The organism is Mycoplasma phocoenae, assembly GCF_012934855.1.
Lineage (GTDB): Bacteria > Bacillota_I > Bacilli_A > Mycoplasmatales > Metamycoplasmataceae > Metamycoplasma > Metamycoplasma phocoenae.
Genome location: NZ_CP051481.1, coordinates 180,291 through 199,199, shown reverse-complemented (window position 1 = coordinate 199,199; position 18,909 = coordinate 180,291). Strand labels below are relative to the sequence as shown.

Sequence of the window (18,909 nt, the reverse complement as noted above, 5' to 3'; positions counted from 1 at the left end):
TTATTTTAATACATTTACTTTGTAAATCAGTAATTAATTCCATTTGATTCTTTGCAGTTACTGACAATTGCATAGTGTGGCAATTGTGCTTTGAATAGTATTAATAGAGCTATTATTCATAGCTTTGCAATTTAAATCAAAATTTGAAGGGAAATTAACCAATGTTTTTAGCATTGGTGAGATATTAAATTGTACAAAATGTAAAGTATTCATATCTTTTCCTTTCAACAATATTTTATTATAAAAAAGGGAGGTATTTTTATTTTTTTTAAAAAAAGTACTGAATCTAACTGAATTTTCGTTATTTAAAATATTGAAAAATATTTCTTAATACAAAAAATATTACGAAAAGTTTCGACCAAATATCAAATAATATTTATTAAAACATTGATATAATATTTTTTTATATTATAATATATATGCAAAAAATGGGTTGGTACTCAAGAGGCTGAAGAGGCGGTCCTGCTAAGACTGTAGGGGATGCAAGTCCCGCGGAGGTTCAAATCCTCTCCAATCCGCCATTTTTTTTACTTTTTTTATCATTTTTTTACATAATACACTGTGATAAAATTAATATATGAAACATAAATGACTCAAAGTATTTTTTTACTATACAATAATATTTTTATTAGCTATTAGCTTAATTTTTACTATTTACTTTATTGGAAAAGAAAGAAAAAATACAATATTGATTGTTGTTTTAATTATGATTTATGTGTTAAATCTAATATTTAATATTATTATTTTTTCAACAAACAAAACTGATGAATCAAAACAAAGTTGACAACTTGTTTTTGCTGCAATTCCACTAGTTGGTCATTTATTTTATATAATATTTGGACAAAAATACAATAATGAATTAAGTCATGAAGAATATAAAAAAGAAAGTGCATTAGCCTTGGTGTCAAACAATAATTACTCATCTACACACGTTTTCAACACTCAAGAAAACGATTTTTTAAAATTAAATAAATTATCAAAATTAACAAACCGTAAAATAATGCCGGCGAATATTATCACTCACGATAATGGGCACTATTATTTTAAAAGTATTTTTTCTTCTATGGAGAAGGCTAAAAAATATATTTTTATCGAAATGTATATTATTAAAAACGGCGAAATATTTGAACAATTAAAAGATATATTAATTAAAAAGGTGGCAGAAGGAGTTGATGTTAAAATTTTGATCGATGATTTTGGTTCATGAGATATACCAAGAAGCGTTATAAAAGAATTGATAAAACAAGGTGCCTCGGTAAAAGTTATTGAGAAAATTAATTTTCCTTTTATAACGGGATCTAACAACTATCGTTCACACAGAAAATTTATTATTGTTGATGGAATAAAAGTTTTTACTGGTGGCAGCAATATTAGTGATGAATATGTAAATTACAGTGTTAAATATGGTATTTGAAAAGACGCAAATATTGAACTTGAAGGACCGGTTATTGAGAACTATATTCGCTTGTTTAAATACGATTGAGAAATACACACTGATTCAAAATTGAATATTCAATTAAATAATCACTACGATGTGTTAAATTATAAAAATTTGATTGTGACCGCAGAAGATGGTCCGCGTTCTGAATTTGCTAAGTTAGAATCCACAATTGTAAAATTGTTCAACGAAGCAAATTCAGAAATAAAAATTGCAACACCTTATTTTATACCTAGCTCTCGTTTAGAAAAAGCTATTTTGGATTCCTTAGAACAAGGAATTAAGGTTACTATTTACATTCCTGGATTGTGAGACAAAAGTTACGTTTACTTTTCTACAATCGCAGCTCTAAAACCTTTTGTTGCATATGGATTAGAAATTAAAATAGTGAAAAATTGTTTTTTACATAGTAAAATGGCAGTAATAGATAATGAATTAGCTTATATTGGAACGTTAAATCTTGATCATAGAAGTTTTTATTCACAACATGAAATCACAAACTTCATAATAGGAGAAGGGGTCAATGACATAAATAAAATATTTGATTCCTATGACAAATTAAACGACGAAGCAAAAATTAAAAAATTATTGTATCGTTATGAAAACCCTATTGCATTTGGTTTTAGAAAATTATTTAAGCCTCTTTTATAAATCGGTTAACCCGATTTTTTATTCCAAAAAAAATAAAAATTTTTTAAAAAAATATTTTTTTCATTATATAATGTATTAGCAATTAAATAAATGCGGGTGTAGTTTAATGGTAGAACTTCAGCCTTCCAAGCTGACTGTGAGGGTTCGATTCCCTTCGCCTGCACCATTTCATTAAATTGACCTAAGACTGTGTAGACAGTCTTTTTTTATTTATCTATTCACTTTTTAAATCGATTATAATTTAATGTATAGAGGAAATATGAATAACAAAATCAATAAACAAAACGCAGTTGATTTGTTTGTTCAAAATTTAAAAGAACATCGTAAAAAAACAACTGAAAACAAACCAATAAGTAAAAGAGAATATAAAAAAGAGAAATTAATCGAAATAACTGGACTTACTAAGGAATACAAGGTTAAAAAGACAAAATTTTTTGCAGTAAACAATATTGACTTTGATATATATAAAGGACAAAATATTGCTTTACTCGGAGGTAATGGGGCAGGTAAAACCACAACCGTAGAAATGTTGGTGGGTATTTTAAAATCAACTAAAGGAAATATTAAATATAACTTTTCAAACGCACACAATCAAAAAAAATCAAACACATCTAAAATAGGTATACAATTTCAAGATTCATCTTATCCACAAGGATTAACTGTTAAAGATGTGATCAAATCAGTAAATAAAATTTATGGAAATATAACAACCGAACACGAAATGAATCAATTAGCTTATATTTTTGGAGTTGATGAATTTATTGCTAATAAGGCCGCTTCATTAAGCGGCGGACAACATCAAAGATTGAATGCTTTATTGGCTATCATCAATAAACCCGAATTATTGATATTGGATGAATTAAGTACTGGATTAGATATAAAAATAAAATCTCGCTTAGTTCATTTTTTGAAAGATTTTATCAAAGATACTAACTGTACTTTATTGCTTGTATCTCACGATATAAATGAAATTGAAACACTTGCAGATCGAATTGTAATTTTGGATCATGGCCAAATTGTTTATGACAAAACCAAAAATGAATCAATAAAACTTTATGGGTCAGTGTCAAGTTGTTTAGAACACTTTATATAGGAGCATTCAATGAAGACTAAAATTAAAGAAAACAATAATTCGAGTCCATTTTTTGGAGTATTGCAAATTATCAATAAACATTTTTGAAAGGCATTCGTGGGCCCTTTTTTCGCGTTTTTATACCCCATTGTGTTTGTTATTGTTTTAGGTACCATTTTCAGTTATGAAATGATACTAGCTGGCTCAATTTCCATTGGACCATTAGCAATAGCTTGTGTTGCATTACCTACCGCTATATTTGAATTTAAAAAATCAACATTATTAAAAAGAATAGGAACAACAAATATTAAGCCATTAAGTTTCTTGGCTTATACAGCTACATATTATTTTATAATAATGATACTGTCCGGGTTGTGAACAGCAATAGTATCTTTAATTGTTTTTGGTTCTAGATACTGAGAAACAGGGCGCGAATTATATAATATAAATCAAACACTAGGATCTGAAAAATTACTGGTTACGGTAGCAATTAACTCATTGAAAACGATTTTTGAAAGAATACATTGATTGAGTTACATATACAGCTTTATTGTTTTAACACTCGTGAGCGTAGCAGTAGGTTTATTTTTAGTAAGTATTTCAAAATCAATATTAATGATTCAAGCAATTGGTAGTTCATTATTAATATTTACAATGTTTTTAACTGGACAAGTATTACCACTTGCTCAAATTGCAAATGTTGAAAGTATGTGATGGTTATCTTATTTAACACCATTTAAAAGCCCCATTGTCCAAAATACAATGGCCTTTCAATCGAACGCAGAATTAACTAGAAATTACATGTTAAATGATGTGAAAGTGACAGCAGAAAACTCAGTATACTCAATACATGATTTAAAAAACTATATTAACGGTGTGATGAATTATATAAATAAAATGCAAGAAGCACAAAAAACTAATAATTTAATGCAACAAATGTGATTAGTCAATAATCAAAGCATATTTTTCTCTATACCACAAAAAATTACTGAAAATGTTGACATTAAATTTACTCCATACAGTATATTTAATGTTTTTCAACAATATTATGCAGTTGATGGATTAAGTTCATATAAACCAGTAATATTGAGTTATGATGAAATATTCAATTTAGTTAAAACAACTAACATAAAAGATTCAGATATGAATTTAGGACAAATTATAAATCAATTTACCGAAGCAACAAAACAAAACTTGATGAGTGGATTTAATAATTCATTCATACAATTAAACGATGGTTCAATAGGTGCAAAATCACTTATTAAAATTGGTTCAGTAACTGAAAACATAGTAAACTTTGTTTTACCAATGGTTTGAATAACAATATTGGTTTCAGCCAGTGCTAAATCATTTACATGAAATGTTCGTTAAAAAAATACAAAAAATCTCTCATCAATTGAGAGATTTTTTTGGATTAAACTCCTGCGATTGCTTTTAAAGCAACGTTTGCGATAACGATTCAAACTGGCATTGCAAATACACTTAGTAATGTACTTAATGCTGATACTTCAGCTGTAAATGTTGTGTGTTCGTGTTTGTTAGCAACTGCGAACATGATACATACAGCAGCTGGAGGTGTTGCTCCCAATAGTGTTAACATTGTTCCTGTTGATACTGAAACTAGTTTTGTTGACACTAATAAAACTGCGATTAAGAATGCGATCAAAGGCATTAATGTTAATCTTAAAACTGAAACGATTCATACTGATTTGTTTGCCATTGATTTTTTAATATCTGAAGCTGCTAATGAACCCCCGATAACTATTCATGCCAATGGCGAAATAATACCAATACCGAATCCTAAAATTTTAGATACAGTTGGGAAAATTTTCCCTGCTTTAAAGTGTAGACCTTGTCAGAATTGTTGTCCTTTAGGATCTTCTTGGAAGTTAAGTCCGAATTTTGTTGTTACTGCAAATTGTAATGCTCACATGAATAATGAAATGTATAATGCAATCATCATTGGGTGTAAGATAGCTTTCATTATTGGTTTAATTGTGGCTTTACTGATTTTTTGTCCTGAATATTGCATTGCAACATATGAGAATGCAGCAATCATATATGGTAGACATCATATTTGTGCTAATGCAAGTGCTGAACCTTTATCAAAGATTGCTCCTTTTGTTACATCACCACTTAAGGCAATTAATAATGGGTAAGCAAAGAATTGTAATGATCCATAGCTTAGCATAATAACAGTTGTCATAACTTTACCTTGAATAGATTTAATAGCCTCTTCACGGTATTGTCCTTTTAGACCTGTGTTTCCTGAAGCAGCAAGTAATTCTTCTGCTTTTTTAGTAACTAGTTTTGGTACTAGTTTTGGTGCGTGTTTAACTAATATTGCAGATACTACTGCAGCTAAAACGTAGAATAAAATACTTGTTGCTAATACAATCCCTATTTCTTTTGCTAAAGCCTTGTTTGCTGGTTGCATGAATGCAGCAATACATAAGAAAGGAAGTGCAAATTGAATTAGGAATTTAGTGATTCTACCATTTGTTTCTTTTGTTAGAATCCCTTTTTTTGTTGCGAAAAAACCTAGAACGATGAATGTTAGTGTACCAAGTACCCCACCTCACATTCCGTGTTGTTTAAGCACTAATAATAGATTATCCATAATAGTTTTTTCCTTAAATTTATTTAACTGAAAGATTTTTTTTAATCTAACTGGCGAAAACGCCTAATTAAATAATATCAAAATTGTCTTATATTTTCTTAACAAAAATTGAAACAACGTGTTTAAATTACAAGATAAATTAACTTTAAGTTCATTTTTTTAGACAACATTACTTTCAATATAAAAATGAAATCGTAACAGCAGTTAGGATAAAATTGAATTTCAAATAAAATTGAATAAAACGTTAAAAAATAGCGTTTTATAACAATAAAAATTGCATTTTTGATATTTTTAACCAAATAAAAATTATTTAAATTGGTATAATTGTTACGTATATTATGTACATAAAATTACTAATTCCGTATACAAGTTAGTAAAATATCAGTTCAAGGAGGAACCTGTGTCAAATCAAGACAACATAAAAAAGGATGATGTTGAACAATCAGCACCAGCTGTTGTTGGAGAAATCAAAGTAAGTAACGACTTATTAGACTTTTCATCTTTAAAACCTAAAAAAGCTAAAAAAGAATGCGAAGGTGCATGTTCAAATGATAAAGAATTAACACCACGTCAAAAAGCTATTTTAGAAAGACAAAATAAACAATAGTTTTTTTGCTAAAAAATTACAAAAAATAATAGGAGGTACGAAATGTACGAAATGAAATTCGCAGATATCGGTGAAGGATTACACGAAGGAACAGTTGCTGAAGTTTTTGCTAAAGAAGGGGACTCAGTTAAAGAAGGGGACAATCTTTTTTCAGTAGAAACAGATAAAATGACAGCTGAAATTCCTGCTCCAGTTACAGGAACAATTGCTAAAGTTTTAATTTCAGCAGGACAAGACATCACTGTTGGTGAAGTTATCTTCCACATCGAAGAAAAATAATTAATCATTATCAAAAAAAACACACTCATGTAAGCGAGTGTGTTTTTTTGATAATAAAAGGTTTTTATAATTCTTCTGGAGATTCAAGTAATTGTTTAACTCTTCCATTGAAACGTGCCATGTCTGCACCATCTACTCAACGGTGATCAGCTGCGATTGTCATATACAATGATTTTCCTGGAACAATTTGTCCTTCTTGAACTATTGCTTCATCAATAATCGATCCAACTGCTAAAATAGCAATTTCTGGATAGTTCATAATTGGTGTACCAAATAATGCTCCAACACTTCCGATATTAGTGATTGTAAAGCATCCACCTTGCATATCAGACATTTGTAGTTTTTTGTCTCTAGCTAGAGTGGCTAAACGAATAACTTCATTTTGAATTTCAATTAAGCTTAATTTTTCAACACCTTTAATAACAGGCACTACTAAACCATATTCAGTATCAACGGCAATACCTATATTAATTTGTCCTGGGTAGTGAATTTCCCCAGCTTCTTCATTTACTTTCGCGCTAAATATTGGGAACTCACTCAATGCTATTGCAGCAGATCTAATAATTCAAGCTAAGAAAGTTAGTTTTGTCCCTGTTTTAGCTTCCACATCTTTAACAATGTTTTTTCTGTAGTTTCATAAACTTGAAGCGTTAACTTTTTGAACTAGTGAACAGTAAGCAACTTGTTCCATTGCATTTTTTAAATTTTTGGCAATTGTTTTTCTAATTCTAGGTAGTTTTTCTACTCTTTCTTGCAATTCTTTTGTTTCTATCATTTTTTCTCCTTATAATAAACTTATTTCTTTATAAATTTTGTCATTAATATTATATATTATTGCAAAATGAGATACTGAAAAAAAATCAACTGATTAAGCAAAAACGCTTATTTTGTTGATTTTTTTGACCTATTATTATATTATTTGTTTTTTCGAACTCAAGTTAATAAAATGTTAGAACTCATTATTAATCCAATAGAAACCCAAACATATGGCGTTATATCTGAGTAAGAAACTCTTTCGCTGTATTGCATTGCAAGTCCAAACGATGATGCGGCAAATAAACCATAATTAATGAAATTTCTAATGTTTTTTTCAATCTCAAGTACTAACAATGTTTTGAAATCTTTTTTAACACTTGGCATTATGTATTGACTGAAAATTATTATTTTGTTTTTGTTTTGTTTTTTTAAATTATATATATGAACATTGCTAATATTTTTGATACTTTCATTCAATTGTTTAGAAATTACAGTGCTACTGTGAATTGCAAACACAACAACAAAAGCAGCAGCTGGATTTTTGAAAATTAAACCGATTGTAAAAAATAATACGATTGTAGGAATGATTCTAATAAAAGCAGAAATGAATCTACTGAAATGATAAAAATATACATTGTTAGTTTTTTCATTCGTAAAAAATAGATTCACATAAGCCAATAAGCACGCCAATATAACAGTTAAATATATTTGTAAAAATAAATCCATTAGCATAATAAATATGTTTTCATTTTTACCAATGATAGACCAATTAGGGTTCAATAAGTGTTTAAACATTTGATTAGTAGCTCCCCAATAAATTTGAGGATCACCAATTGTAAATAGTAAACAAAACGCTACTATAAATACTGAAACAATAATTAACCATAGTGATGTTGTTTTTAAGATTTTTTTATTTGTTATAGACTTAAAGTTATTGGAATTTATTTTGTATGTTTTTGCATATATTAAATGTTTTTGTAAAAAATACATACTTCATTCCAATAGGGATACAAATAGTATTAATACACCTAGCGGAATCAATAACTCATGTAATGAATATAAATCAGTATTTGAATGGTTTAATAATTGACCAATACCTACAATACCTAATGTTGAAAAAATTGCTGTTCATCTTAAGTTTGATTCGTATGAATAAAGAGCAAAAATTATAATTTTGTTTTTAATTTTAGGTAACAAATATCTGAATAAAATGTGAATTTTGGACAGTCCTTTTCTTTTGCATAGAACATACAATTCAAAGCTTGTATGTTCTATAGCTTCACTAATGAATTTATGTAATCAAATTCATGTGAATCAACTGATTAATAATATCGAAGCCAACTCTCCATTTGCAGATACGGTAAATAAATATAAGTAAAATAATTCAGGGAAACTTCTTAAAAAGAGAATAAATATTCTAATGCAATATGATTGAATTTTATTGTTAGTTCTAATGTTACCAATCATAGATGTAAAAAGTGCTAAACACAGTCCTAATACTGTACCAATAAAAGTAACCTTAATACTGATTCACAAAAATTGTAAACTAAGAAGAAACAAGTTCCCTTCTATAAAACTGCTTTTTATATATGGCATGAATATGTTTTTAATGCTTTCAAGAAATAATTTCAAACCATTATCATTGCTGCTAAATCCAGTACGATACAATGCAAAAATAACAAGCAATAATAAGCTTATTATTATCATTATTTTTACATAAGGTCTGAGTTTTTTATTGGTTATTTTATTGTTTTGTTCATACCAATAACTAAAGCAATTTTTTTTAATCATTAATGACTCGCTTTTTTATAATATTCTTTTATATAATCGCTCAATGTTGAGTGATTGGTTTTTAAATCTTCCAATCCTAAATAACCGGTGATTCCGATTAGTTTTCCGTAATCATCTTGAGCTTCTTTAATTGATTGTTTCAATAATTTCATTTGTTCTGCGTTCATGTTTTTGTCTACAACGACAACGTTAAATAAATATGGATCTGTTAAAGTTAATATTTCAACACGTTCATTTACTTTACTAAAATACTGTTTATTTTTTGAATTATGATGATATGCAAACTCGTTTTCTTCGCCTAGAAATATATGAAATTTTTCATAATTTGGTTGGTACATGTTTCTAGCTGATTCTTTATCTGGGTAGTTTAAATATTTATTGTTATGTGAACTTTGATCTTCATTAAAGCCTATAAACTTATTATTTTCTTGATTAAAATGATGTTTAAATAAAAACTCAGGATATAAAAACTTAGAAGAAGAATTTTTATCTTTATATTTAACTATACCGAAATTTCTAAAAGCGTTTCAATCCTTGTTTTTTCATGCTTGTTTAATAGCTTTCAATGTACTTTCATCTCCAGTTATATAAACTGCACCTCTTTGAAATTTTACATGTTGATTTGGTTCGTAAAAATATTGGTAGACTTTTTTATCGTATAGACGGTTAGAGTCTGTTCAATCTTTGTACGGTAATTCGTTGAATCTTTTGGTCATTTTAACTGCATTTGATTCGAGTGTTGCCCTATCTGAAACGTAAAATAAATCTTTATTGTCATAAATAGGGGCATAAGTTGTAGTTAATAGTATTGGTTCAACAGCGTCAATATTTTTTTGCTCAGCATTTTTATTCAAATTTAAAAAAACACTTGACGGAAACGAAACAGCTGAACTCGCAGTTAAAACATCATTAAATATGCTTTGGCGCGAGTTGTTTAATTTAAAATCAATAACAATATCAGGTTTATTTTTTAATTTTTTGTTATCTTTTTTTAACTCATTAAAACGTTTTTCTATGTTTTTGAAAAATTGTACATTTTCTTTTTTGAAACCTTTTAATCATGGTGAGGGAACGGTGAAATTTACATTCTTAATATAATTGTCATTGTCTTTATAGCTCGATGAGCAAGAGACGCTGGCTAAAGGAACAATACCAACTGGCAATAAACTTAACAAACTGAATAATTTATATTTATTTTTCATTTTCAATCATTTCATTAATAAAGTTCAATACAGCTATTGGTTGATCCACAAAAATAGCGTGGCCTGCTTCAGGAATTAAGTTCATAGTTTTGTTATGTTCCTTTGCGATAATACTAATTTCATCAGGTCTTGTATATAAGTCTTTTTCACCAACAACAATAGTATATTTATTTGACCCACCATACAATTCTTTATTCAACACTTTATTCACAAATTCTTTATTCATCATTTCATTATGCAACATGTGTTCAAAACGTTCTGCTCGATCATTGCTTTCACTAATAACACTTTTAGCATACATGTGAGCTGTGGCTTTGAATCTTTCAGGAAACGCAGATAATGTTATGTATGAGTATATTGCATCTTCTTCAGTTTTAGGTATTAAATATTTCAATGCAAATTCTATACGATTTGGAGTTAAATGATAATGCGCGGGGCCTAGTAGCAACGCATGCTTTGCATGAGTATTTTTTACAGCGTATAAACCACTTCATGCGCCCAATGAATGAGCTACAATATACACTTCATTGTGTAGTAAATATTTATTAATAAATTCTTTTGTAATTTCCATATAGTTCAGTATACTGATGGGTTTAACATTTCATGAGCTTTTTCCGCATCCTGGTAAATCAATTGAAACAATAATAAATTTTCTATTGCCTATTCTTTGAATTGGTTTCATGATATCGTTTGAAGATCCAAAACCATGAATAAATAAACAAATGGTGTCGTCCTGATTTAATTCTTTTTCAAAATATACATTAATGGTTTCGCCCAATATCTCGTATTGTTTATACATATTCCCTCTTTTTTGTTTGTGTTTTGTTTCTATTATAATATTAAGTTCTTTTATATACATGTATTATAATTTAATACAGGATTAAGGAAGTAATATATGAGCAAAAAAATAATTTTAACAATAATTGATGGACTTGGATTAAGCGAAAATTCAATTGGAAATGCTTATGCGTTAGCAAAGCACCCAACATTCGATAAGTTATTCAATGAGTACCCCAATTCAATAATTCAAGCTTCAGGTGAGTATGTTGGCCTACCGCAAAATCAAATAGGCAACAGTGAAGTTGGTCATTTAAATATTGGCGCAGGAAGAATTGTATATACTGGTTTATCATTGATTAACCAATCAATAAAAGATAGAAGTTTTTATTCTAACGAAGTCTTTTTAAAAACTATTAATTCAGTAAAAGAACAAAATCAAACATTACACATTTTTGGTATGTTATCTGATGGTGGTGTCCATTCTTTAGATACACACATTTTTGAATTATTAAATCTTTGTTACGAACAGAAGTTAAAAAATGTATCGATTCATATTTTCGGAGACGGTCGCGATACAGCTCCTCAGTCAATTAAAAAATCTTTAAATCAATTGATTCAACTTTCAAAAAAATACAATTACCCAATTTCATCAATAGCAGGACGATTTTATGCAATGGATAGGGATAAAATGTTTGATAGAAATCAATTGGCATATGATGCTATTTTAGGTAATTCAACTAATGTATTTACAGATCCTATGGAATATATTGATTCACAATATCAAAAAAATATCTTTGATGAATTTTTAATACCTGCCATGAATAAAAATGGACAATTCATCCAAGATAATGATTCTGTAATTTTTGCAAATTTTAGACCCGATCGCGCAAGACAATTAACACATATGTTTATTAACTCAAACACTTACGAATATAAACCAAACCAACGTTATAAATTAAATACTTTTGTTTCAATGATGAAATATGAAGGATTAGATACTGAAATTGCTTTTAATGAAATGGAAGTAAAAAACTCACTAGGTGAAGTGCTGGCCACTCATAAAATTAATCAATTAAGATTAGCTGAAACACAAAAATATGCTCATGTTACATTCTTTTTTGATGGTGGTAAGGATATCGTATTTAATAATGAACAAAGAATATTGGTAGATAGTCAAAAAGTAGAATCTTATGCTGACGCTCCTGAAATGTCGGCAAAAGGTATAACTGATCAACTGCTTCAAAATTTAAATAACAATGACTTTGTGATAATGAACTATGCAAACCCTGATATGGTTGGTCACACAGGTGATTTAAAAGCAACAATCAAAGCTATTGAAATTTTAGATAAAGAATTTTCTAGAATATTAAATTACATAAAACAAAATAATAATATTGTTTGATTCATAACTGCTGATCACGGTAACGCGGAAGAAACAGAAGATGAACTTCAAAACAAATTAACAAAACACACAACAAACCCAGTAATGTTCATTTCCACAGATAAAAATATTAAATTAAATAACGGTTCATTATGTGATATTGCTCCGACTATATTAAATTATTTAAACATTAATATTCCTGAAGAAATGACAGGTAAATCATTACTGAAATAGAATTTTAAAAAGCAACGTTTAGAGTTGCTTTTTAATTTTGAAAGTTGCTTTATTAATATAATGTTACCTTTTTTAGCGCATTTTAAAACACGTACACAAAATTTTAAAATTTGGAAACAATTTTAGAAAATTTTGTGTACGATAAAAAATCTTTTTTTAGTTTTATTTTTTCGAAATTATGCTAGCAATTTTTAAAAATTTTAATTTATTACTTATACACAGATATAAATTAAAATTGATGCAAAAATAATCCTTACTATAGTTATTTAAAATGTAGAAAAAATGTTAATAAGATGTTAATAAAACTAGATAAAGTTACATTAAAAAAAACTCTTATTTTTTTAATATCAAACCTAATTATATTTGCTATTATTAGAAAAAACACGATACAAAATGAAGGGATATATATGCATAATGAATATTATAAAAAATCTTTTAGTCCATTAGGTTATGCTAAAAATGGCCAAAAAGGTGTAATGCGTTCAATTAACTGAAACGTAATAAATGATGATAAGGATTTAGAAGTGTGAACAAGAGTTACACAAAACTTTTGATTACCTGAAAAAATTCCTGTATCAAACGATCTTAAATCATGAAATGAAATGGATAAAAAATGACAACAACTGGTTACTAGAACTTTTACAGGTTTAACATTACTAGATACAATTCAAGCAACTTTAGGTGATGTTGCGCAAATTCCAAACTCATTAACTGATCATGAACAAGTTATATACGCTAACTTTGCATTCATGGTTGGTGTTCATGCTAGAAGTTACGGGTCAATTTTTTCAACTTTAAACACATCAGAAGAAATTGAAGAAGCTCATGAATGAGTTATTAATAATGAAAAATTACAAGCTAGAGCTAAATTTTTAGTTCCTTACTATATTAGTGAAGATCCATTAAAATCAAAAATTGCAGCTGCTTTAATGCCGGGATTCTTATTATATGGTGGATTTTACTTACCATTTTATTTATCAGCGAGAGCACAATTGCCTAACACAAGCGATATTATTCGTTTAATTTTAAGAGATAAAGTTTTACATAACTACTACTCAGGATACAAATACCGTCAAAAAGTAGCTAAACTTTCGCCAGAAAAACAACAAGAGTACAAAGATTTCGTATTCAAAATCTTATTCGACTTAATTGAATTAGAAAAAGATTTCTTACACGATTTATATGACGGATTCGGATTAGCAGAAGACGCTATCAGATTTAGTTTATACAATGCTGGTAAATTTTTACAAAACTGTGGTTATGAATCACCATTCACACCAGAAGAAACAAAAATCGCGCCAGAAGTATTTGCGCAATTATCAGCTAGAGCTGATGAAAACCATGACTTTTTCTCAGGAAATGGTAGCTCATACGTAATGGGTGTAACAGAAGAAACAGAAGATGAGGATTGAGAGTTTTAATATGACAAATATAGATAATTTAGAAGAAAACAAATTAATCAACGCAAGAACACCAGAAGGAGATATACACGTTGTTTATTTTTCTTCAATGACTGAAAACACAAAAAAATTCGTAACTAAGTTAAATGTTGAAAACACAAGAATACCTTACGATGAAAATGAAACCATTGAAGTAAAACAAGATTATGTTTTAATTTCACCAACTTATTCAGGTGGTTTAGAAGACTTTAAGGGTAGTGTTCCTAAACAAGTTAAACAGTTTTTAAATAATGAAAACAATAGAAAACACTGTGTTGCTGTTATCGGAAGCGGTAACACTAATTTTGGAGACACATACGGATTAGCCGGATATGTCCTAAGCGCTAAATTACAAGTTCCTTTAATGCACATTTTTGAATTAATCGGAACAGCTCATGATGTTAAAACAGTCAATGAGAAATTAAAAAAACTTTGAACAAAATAAAAGGAGAGATTATGTCTGAAAGCACAAAGGCATTCAAAGATGCCGATTTATACCTAGCTTATAATGCTTTAACCAAAGCAAATAGAGGTAAGGATGCTTATTTAAACGACCAAAAAGCAGTAGAAATATATTATCAAGTACACGTTAAACCGAAAACTAAACAATTTAATAACATTCACGAAAGAATGCAATTTCTTGTTGAAAATCATTACTACGAAAAACACATTGTTGAACGCGTAAATGCTCAACAATTAGAAGAGTTATATTCAATCATTAAGGAATATGATCACCGTTTCCCATCATTCATGGGTATTGTAAAATTCTATGGTGCTTATTGCTTGAAAACATTCGACAATAAAGAATATTTGGAAACATACAGTGAAAGAGCACTGATGAATGCCTTGTTTTTAGGAAATGGTAATTTTGAAAATACTAAAAACATTTTGATTGAAATATTATCTGGACGTTTCCAACCAGCTACACCTACTTTTTTAAACGCTGGTAAAAAACAAAGAGGTGAATATGTTTCATGTTATTTACTAAGAGTAGAAGATAACATGGAATCAATAGCAAGAGCCGTGTCTACTTCTTTACAATTATCTAAACGTGGAGGGGGAGTTGCACTTTGCTTAACTAATTTACGTGAATTTGGTGCACCTATTAAAAATATCGAAAATCAATCAACTGGAATTGTTCCAGTTATGAAAATATTAGAAGATACATTTTCATATGCAAACCAATTAGGACAACGTCAAGGAGCTGGCGCAGTATATTTACACGCACACCACCCTGAAATCATGACTTTCCTTGATACTAAACGTGAAAATGCCGATGAAAAAATTAGAATTAAATCTCTTTCATTGGGAATTGTTATTCCGGATATCACATTTGAATTAGCTAAAAACAATAAAGAGATGGCTTTATTTAGTCCTTACGATGTTGAAAGAGTTTATGGAAAACCTATGAGTGATATTTCAGTAACTGATGAATATTACAACATGCTAAATAATGATAAAATTAAAAAAACATTCATTTCAGCCAGAAAATTATTTACTCAAATTGCTGAATTACACTTTGAATCAGGATACCCATATTTATTATTCGATGACACAATCAATAACAGAAATCCTAATGAAGGAAGAATCATTATGTCTAATTTATGTTCAGAGATTGTTCAATCATCTTCACCAACTGAGTGATCAATAGACTTAGCTCCAACTAAATTAGGTGAGGATATAGCGTGTAATCTAGCTTCATTAAACATTGATAAAATGATGAATTGTGGTGAACGCTTTGAAGAGTCAATTTATTACACCATCAAAGCATTGGATCACGTTTCAAGAAACAGTGATTTAAGTAGTGCTCCTACAATTGAAAAAGGAAACAAAAATAATCACGCTTTAGGTTTAGGGGCAATGAATTTACACGGATTCCTTGCTACAAATCACATTTTCTATGACTCACCAGAAGCATTAGAATTTACTGATATATTCTTTTACACTGTCGCATATTATGCATTCAAAGCTTCAAACAAATTAGCTAAAGAATACGGTGGAACATATAAAAACTTCAATACATCAAAATACGCAGATGGATCATACTTTGATAAGTATACAAAATGTGATGCAAATGAGTATGTATTGAAATCAAAAAAATTGATTGAAATATTCAATAAAAATAATATTTATGTGCCAACTCAACAAGATTGAATAGAATTAAGTAAGGAAATTCAAAATACAGGTTTAGCTAACTCTCATTTACTAGCTATAGCTCCAACTGGAAGTATTTCTTATTTATCATCATGTACTCCTTCATTACAACCTGTTGTTGCTCCAGTAGAAGTTAGAAAAGAAGGGAAAATAGGCAGAGTATATTCAACAGCTTATAAACTAGATGATGTTAACTATAAATACTACGAAAGGGGTGCATACGAACTTGGCCCTATCCCAATTATTGATATTGTAGCTAAAGCTCAAAAACACGTGGACCAAGCTATATCACTAACGCTATTCATGAATGATACTGCAACAACTCGTGACTTAAATAGAGCATACATACACGCTTTCAGATCAAAATGTTCATCTATTTATTATGTAAGGGTTCGTCAAGAAGTGCTTGAAGATTCAGAAAACATTGACTGAAACGAACAAGACACCAACTCATTTACTGAATGTACAACATGTACTGTTTAAAAAACAAAAAAAACAACATTGAGTTGTTTTTTTTATATTTTTAATGACTATGAAACGATAACAACACAATTGTAAATACAATTCCAAGAGCAAACATTATAAACGTCATATATAAAACCTTTGGTTTTTCATTTCTAATATGAATAACTTCTGGTACTAGTTCAAATATGGCGGTAAATAAAATTATTACCCCGGCTATAGTATCCATTGAAGCTAATAATCAAGGTATACTGTATATATATTGTGCACTAAAGGCACCGATGAACATCAATGGTACAATAGTCAATAAAGTATAAAAATTATAAAGAGTTGCTTTTGCTTTTGTTTGCCCATATTGAACCTGACGATAAAATATCGTAATGGTTTCAATTATTATGTGCAAGTTAAATGTTAATATCAATCCAATATCTAAACTAGCATAGCCCTCATTAGTCATATGATACACACTCATTCCTAATGTAATTCCACCCACTAAACGGTGTGACATCAACATCATAATCGCTGTTCAAGCTGCTTTAGGATTATCTATTTCACTAAAGTTGATAATGTGATCTGAGTGATTATGTTGAGCATGATGTTTATGAATATGCCCCTTATGTTTTGAAATAGATAAATATCTTCAACCAATTAATAAAGATAATCCAATTAAAGAGGAACAACCCATAATTAGTGCTGTTGTTCATTTATGATTCGCTTCTGAGTAATTTTGCTCTATAACTTCGTGTCCTTCTTTTAAGAATCCCATTGTACCTAAAACTAAAAACATAGCCATGCTAAAAGAATACAATCAAATCATGCTATTCGATTTTAATTTTGGTTTAATAAAACTCATAACAAGAGATATTAATACTGGAATTACTAATAAAAATGATAAATATATTAGTAAATTTACAAATATTGTTAAGTTCAAGTTGTTGTTAAAACTCGAAATTCCAAATAACATATTACCTCCTTTCTATTTTTTGTGATCGTACATACTTCTAATTATACATTATTTTTTGAATTAGATGACAATAAAAAGTGTATCATCAAAAAACCATAAAAAAAGAGAGAATTTTGGTAAATTCTTTCTTAATTAAATTCTGCCACTTTTATAAAATGACCGACATACAGTGCAAGTTTTTTAGCCATTTTTTGCATGTTATCATTTTTTCAATGTTCTTTAGATAGTGGTAATTCAATTTCATATATTTCTTTTAATACCGGGTTTCAAACTTCGTCTTTTATTTTTAAGTTTGCTTTATATGTAGATTGTACTAATTTTTCATTAGCATATACATAATATGGTCTAACGCTACCATCTTCTTTTTGAACATCTAAATCTCAAAAAATAATACATGATTCAGGTTCTTCACTCAATAAACTAGTATGTAATTCTTCTAAAAAATATGACACAATGTTTTGATTTAAATAATTGTTTTTTTCATTTTTATAATCTCATTCAATTGTATAGTTTGTCAAATGATCCAAAATTGAGGTAGGACATGCAAAAAATGCATTTTTATAAATTAAAAAGTTCTCAAACATTTTTTTATCATCACGAGTTAATTCAATTTCTAAATCGTTGATGTCTACTCAATTTTCATCAGCTTCTTGATAGTCTTTAGATACAACTTGTATTCAAAATGTTATTTCTTCATTTCTTAATAAAATAAGAGGTTGTATGGGTTTGTTTAATATTTTTAATGTTTTGTCAACAAATAAGTTCATAATTTACTTCCTTTTAGTACAAAAAAACCATAAGACATGACACTTCTCGACGTGGCTGCTATGTTTCCATCCTGACCAGATTACAAGGTTATCATTCCCATGGCTCTTTTATTTTATCACAATGTCATTCTATTATTACAACAATAATATTGACATGTGTATTAAAATTAATAAAAGGAGTTTTTAATGTGCCTAAAATAATAACTGATGTTGCAATTAACCCGACCAGAACATTTAATACTACTTATATTGTAGTAGATTCTTTATTTATTATTGTTTTATTATCTATACTTGTGTTTAAAAAGGACTGAA

The 18,909-nt window shown here is 28.6% G+C and carries 16 protein-coding genes, 2 tRNA genes, 1 other RNA gene and 1 pseudogene; 11 read left to right on the top strand and 9 right to left on the bottom strand.

Features of this window, described 5'->3' with window-relative positions; translation table 4 throughout:
* Positions 1-57: 57 nt before the first annotated feature.
* Positions 58-213 (bottom strand): hypothetical protein, encoded by a 156-nt coding sequence (locus tag HGG69_RS00745; RefSeq protein ID WP_169604906.1) that lies wholly within the window; start codon positions 211-213, stop codon positions 58-60.
* Positions 214-430: 217 nt separating this feature from the next.
* On the opposite strand from HGG69_RS00745, the gene HGG69_RS00740 reads away from it, so the two are divergent.
* The 5 genes from HGG69_RS00740 (at position 431) to HGG69_RS00720 (ending at position 4,532) form a co-directional block, all read left to right on the top strand.
* Positions 431-521: transfer RNA gene (locus HGG69_RS00740), tRNA-Ser, on the top strand.
* Between the two features lie 56 nt (positions 522-577).
* The gene (locus tag HGG69_RS00735) at positions 578-2,089 is read left to right on the top strand and encodes a phospholipase D-like domain-containing protein (RefSeq protein ID WP_169604905.1); all 1,512 of its coding nucleotides are present in this window, start codon (positions 578-580) and stop codon (positions 2,087-2,089) included.
* 92 nt (positions 2,090-2,181) lie between these two features.
* Positions 2,182-2,255, top strand: a tRNA-Gly gene (locus HGG69_RS00730).
* 78 nt (positions 2,256-2,333) lie between these two features.
* A complete protein-coding gene (locus tag HGG69_RS00725; protein ID WP_237077114.1) occupies positions 2,334-3,182 on the top strand; it encodes an ABC transporter ATP-binding protein in 849 nt (282 codons plus the stop codon).
* A 9-nt stretch (positions 3,183-3,191) separates the two neighbouring features.
* Positions 3,192-4,532: an ABC-2 transporter permease gene (locus tag HGG69_RS00720; protein ID WP_169604904.1), complete on the top strand. Its 1,341-nt coding sequence runs from the start codon at positions 3,192-3,194 to the stop codon at positions 4,530-4,532.
* 43 nt (positions 4,533-4,575) lie between these two features.
* Here HGG69_RS00720 and HGG69_RS00715 read toward each other — a convergent pair whose 3' ends face one another.
* A complete protein-coding gene (locus tag HGG69_RS00715; protein WP_169604903.1) occupies positions 4,576-5,781 on the bottom strand; it encodes an AEC family transporter in 1,206 nt (401 codons plus the stop codon).
* Between the two features lie 400 nt (positions 5,782-6,181).
* Here HGG69_RS00715 and HGG69_RS00710 point away from each other — a divergent pair, with 400 nt between their 5' ends.
* Positions 6,182-6,388 carry a hypothetical protein gene (locus tag HGG69_RS00710; protein WP_169604902.1) on the top strand — a complete coding sequence of 69 codons (207 nt, stop codon included), beginning with the start codon at positions 6,182-6,184 and terminating at the stop codon, positions 6,386-6,388.
* Between the two features lie 42 nt (positions 6,389-6,430).
* A pseudogene (locus HGG69_RS00705) lies at positions 6,431-6,661 on the top strand (biotin/lipoyl-containing protein); the annotation flags it as partial.
* 70 nt (positions 6,662-6,731) lie between these two features.
* Here the strand turns inward: HGG69_RS00705 and HGG69_RS00700 are convergent.
* The 4 genes from HGG69_RS00700 to HGG69_RS00685 all read right to left on the bottom strand — a co-directional run bounded on the left by HGG69_RS00700 (position 6,732) and on the right by HGG69_RS00685 (position 11,215).
* On the bottom strand, positions 6,732-7,442 hold the full coding sequence (locus tag HGG69_RS00700) for a 2-oxo acid dehydrogenase subunit E2 (protein ID WP_169604900.1): 711 nt from the start codon (positions 7,440-7,442) through the stop codon (positions 6,732-6,734).
* A 140-nt stretch (positions 7,443-7,582) separates the two neighbouring features.
* Positions 7,583-9,214, bottom strand: coding sequence for an ABC transporter permease subunit (locus tag HGG69_RS00695; protein WP_169604899.1), 1,632 nt, complete (start codon positions 9,212-9,214; stop codon positions 7,583-7,585).
* Positions 9,214-10,416: an ABC transporter thiamine pyrophosphate-binding lipoprotein p37/Cypl gene (cypl, locus tag HGG69_RS00690; protein WP_169604898.1), complete on the bottom strand. Its 1,203-nt coding sequence runs from the start codon at positions 10,414-10,416 to the stop codon at positions 9,214-9,216. The genes HGG69_RS00695 and cypl overlap by 1 nt, the downstream gene beginning before the upstream one ends.
* Positions 10,406-11,215, bottom strand: a complete 810-nt coding sequence (locus HGG69_RS00685; RefSeq protein WP_169604897.1) for an alpha/beta fold hydrolase — start codon at positions 11,213-11,215, stop codon at positions 10,406-10,408. The genes cypl and HGG69_RS00685 overlap by 11 nt, the downstream gene beginning before the upstream one ends.
* 96 nt (positions 11,216-11,311) lie before the next feature.
* Between HGG69_RS00685 and gpmI the strand changes: the two genes are divergently transcribed.
* From gpmI to nrdE, 4 genes are all read left to right on the top strand, one after another.
* Positions 11,312-12,811, top strand: coding sequence for a 2,3-bisphosphoglycerate-independent phosphoglycerate mutase (gene gpmI, locus HGG69_RS00680; protein WP_169604896.1), 1,500 nt, complete (start codon positions 11,312-11,314; stop codon positions 12,809-12,811).
* 407 nt (positions 12,812-13,218) lie between these two features.
* A complete protein-coding gene (nrdF, locus tag HGG69_RS00675; RefSeq protein ID WP_272869882.1) occupies positions 13,219-14,232 on the top strand; it encodes a class 1b ribonucleoside-diphosphate reductase subunit beta in 1,014 nt (337 codons plus the stop codon).
* 1 nt (position 14,233) lies between these two features.
* Positions 14,234-14,695: a class Ib ribonucleoside-diphosphate reductase assembly flavoprotein NrdI gene (nrdI, locus tag HGG69_RS00670; RefSeq protein ID WP_237077113.1), complete on the top strand. Its 462-nt coding sequence runs from the start codon at positions 14,234-14,236 to the stop codon at positions 14,693-14,695.
* Positions 14,696-14,706: 11 nt separating this feature from the next.
* Positions 14,707-16,887, top strand: a complete 2,181-nt coding sequence (nrdE, locus tag HGG69_RS00665) for a class 1b ribonucleoside-diphosphate reductase subunit alpha (RefSeq protein ID WP_169604894.1) — start codon at positions 14,707-14,709, stop codon at positions 16,885-16,887.
* Positions 16,888-16,927: 40 nt separating this feature from the next.
* Here the strand turns inward: nrdE and HGG69_RS00660 are convergent, their stop codons facing one another.
* The 3 genes from HGG69_RS00660 to ffs form a co-directional block, all read right to left on the bottom strand.
* Positions 16,928-17,830: a hypothetical protein gene (locus tag HGG69_RS00660; protein WP_169604893.1), complete on the bottom strand. Its 903-nt coding sequence runs from the start codon at positions 17,828-17,830 to the stop codon at positions 16,928-16,930.
* Between the two features lie 128 nt (positions 17,831-17,958).
* Positions 17,959-18,597, bottom strand: coding sequence for a hypothetical protein (locus HGG69_RS00655; protein ID WP_169604892.1), 639 nt, complete (start codon positions 18,595-18,597; stop codon positions 17,959-17,961).
* Between the two features lie 14 nt (positions 18,598-18,611).
* Positions 18,612-18,708: signal recognition particle sRNA small type (ffs, locus tag HGG69_RS00650), an RNA gene on the bottom strand.
* Positions 18,709-18,909: the final 201 nt, after the last annotated feature.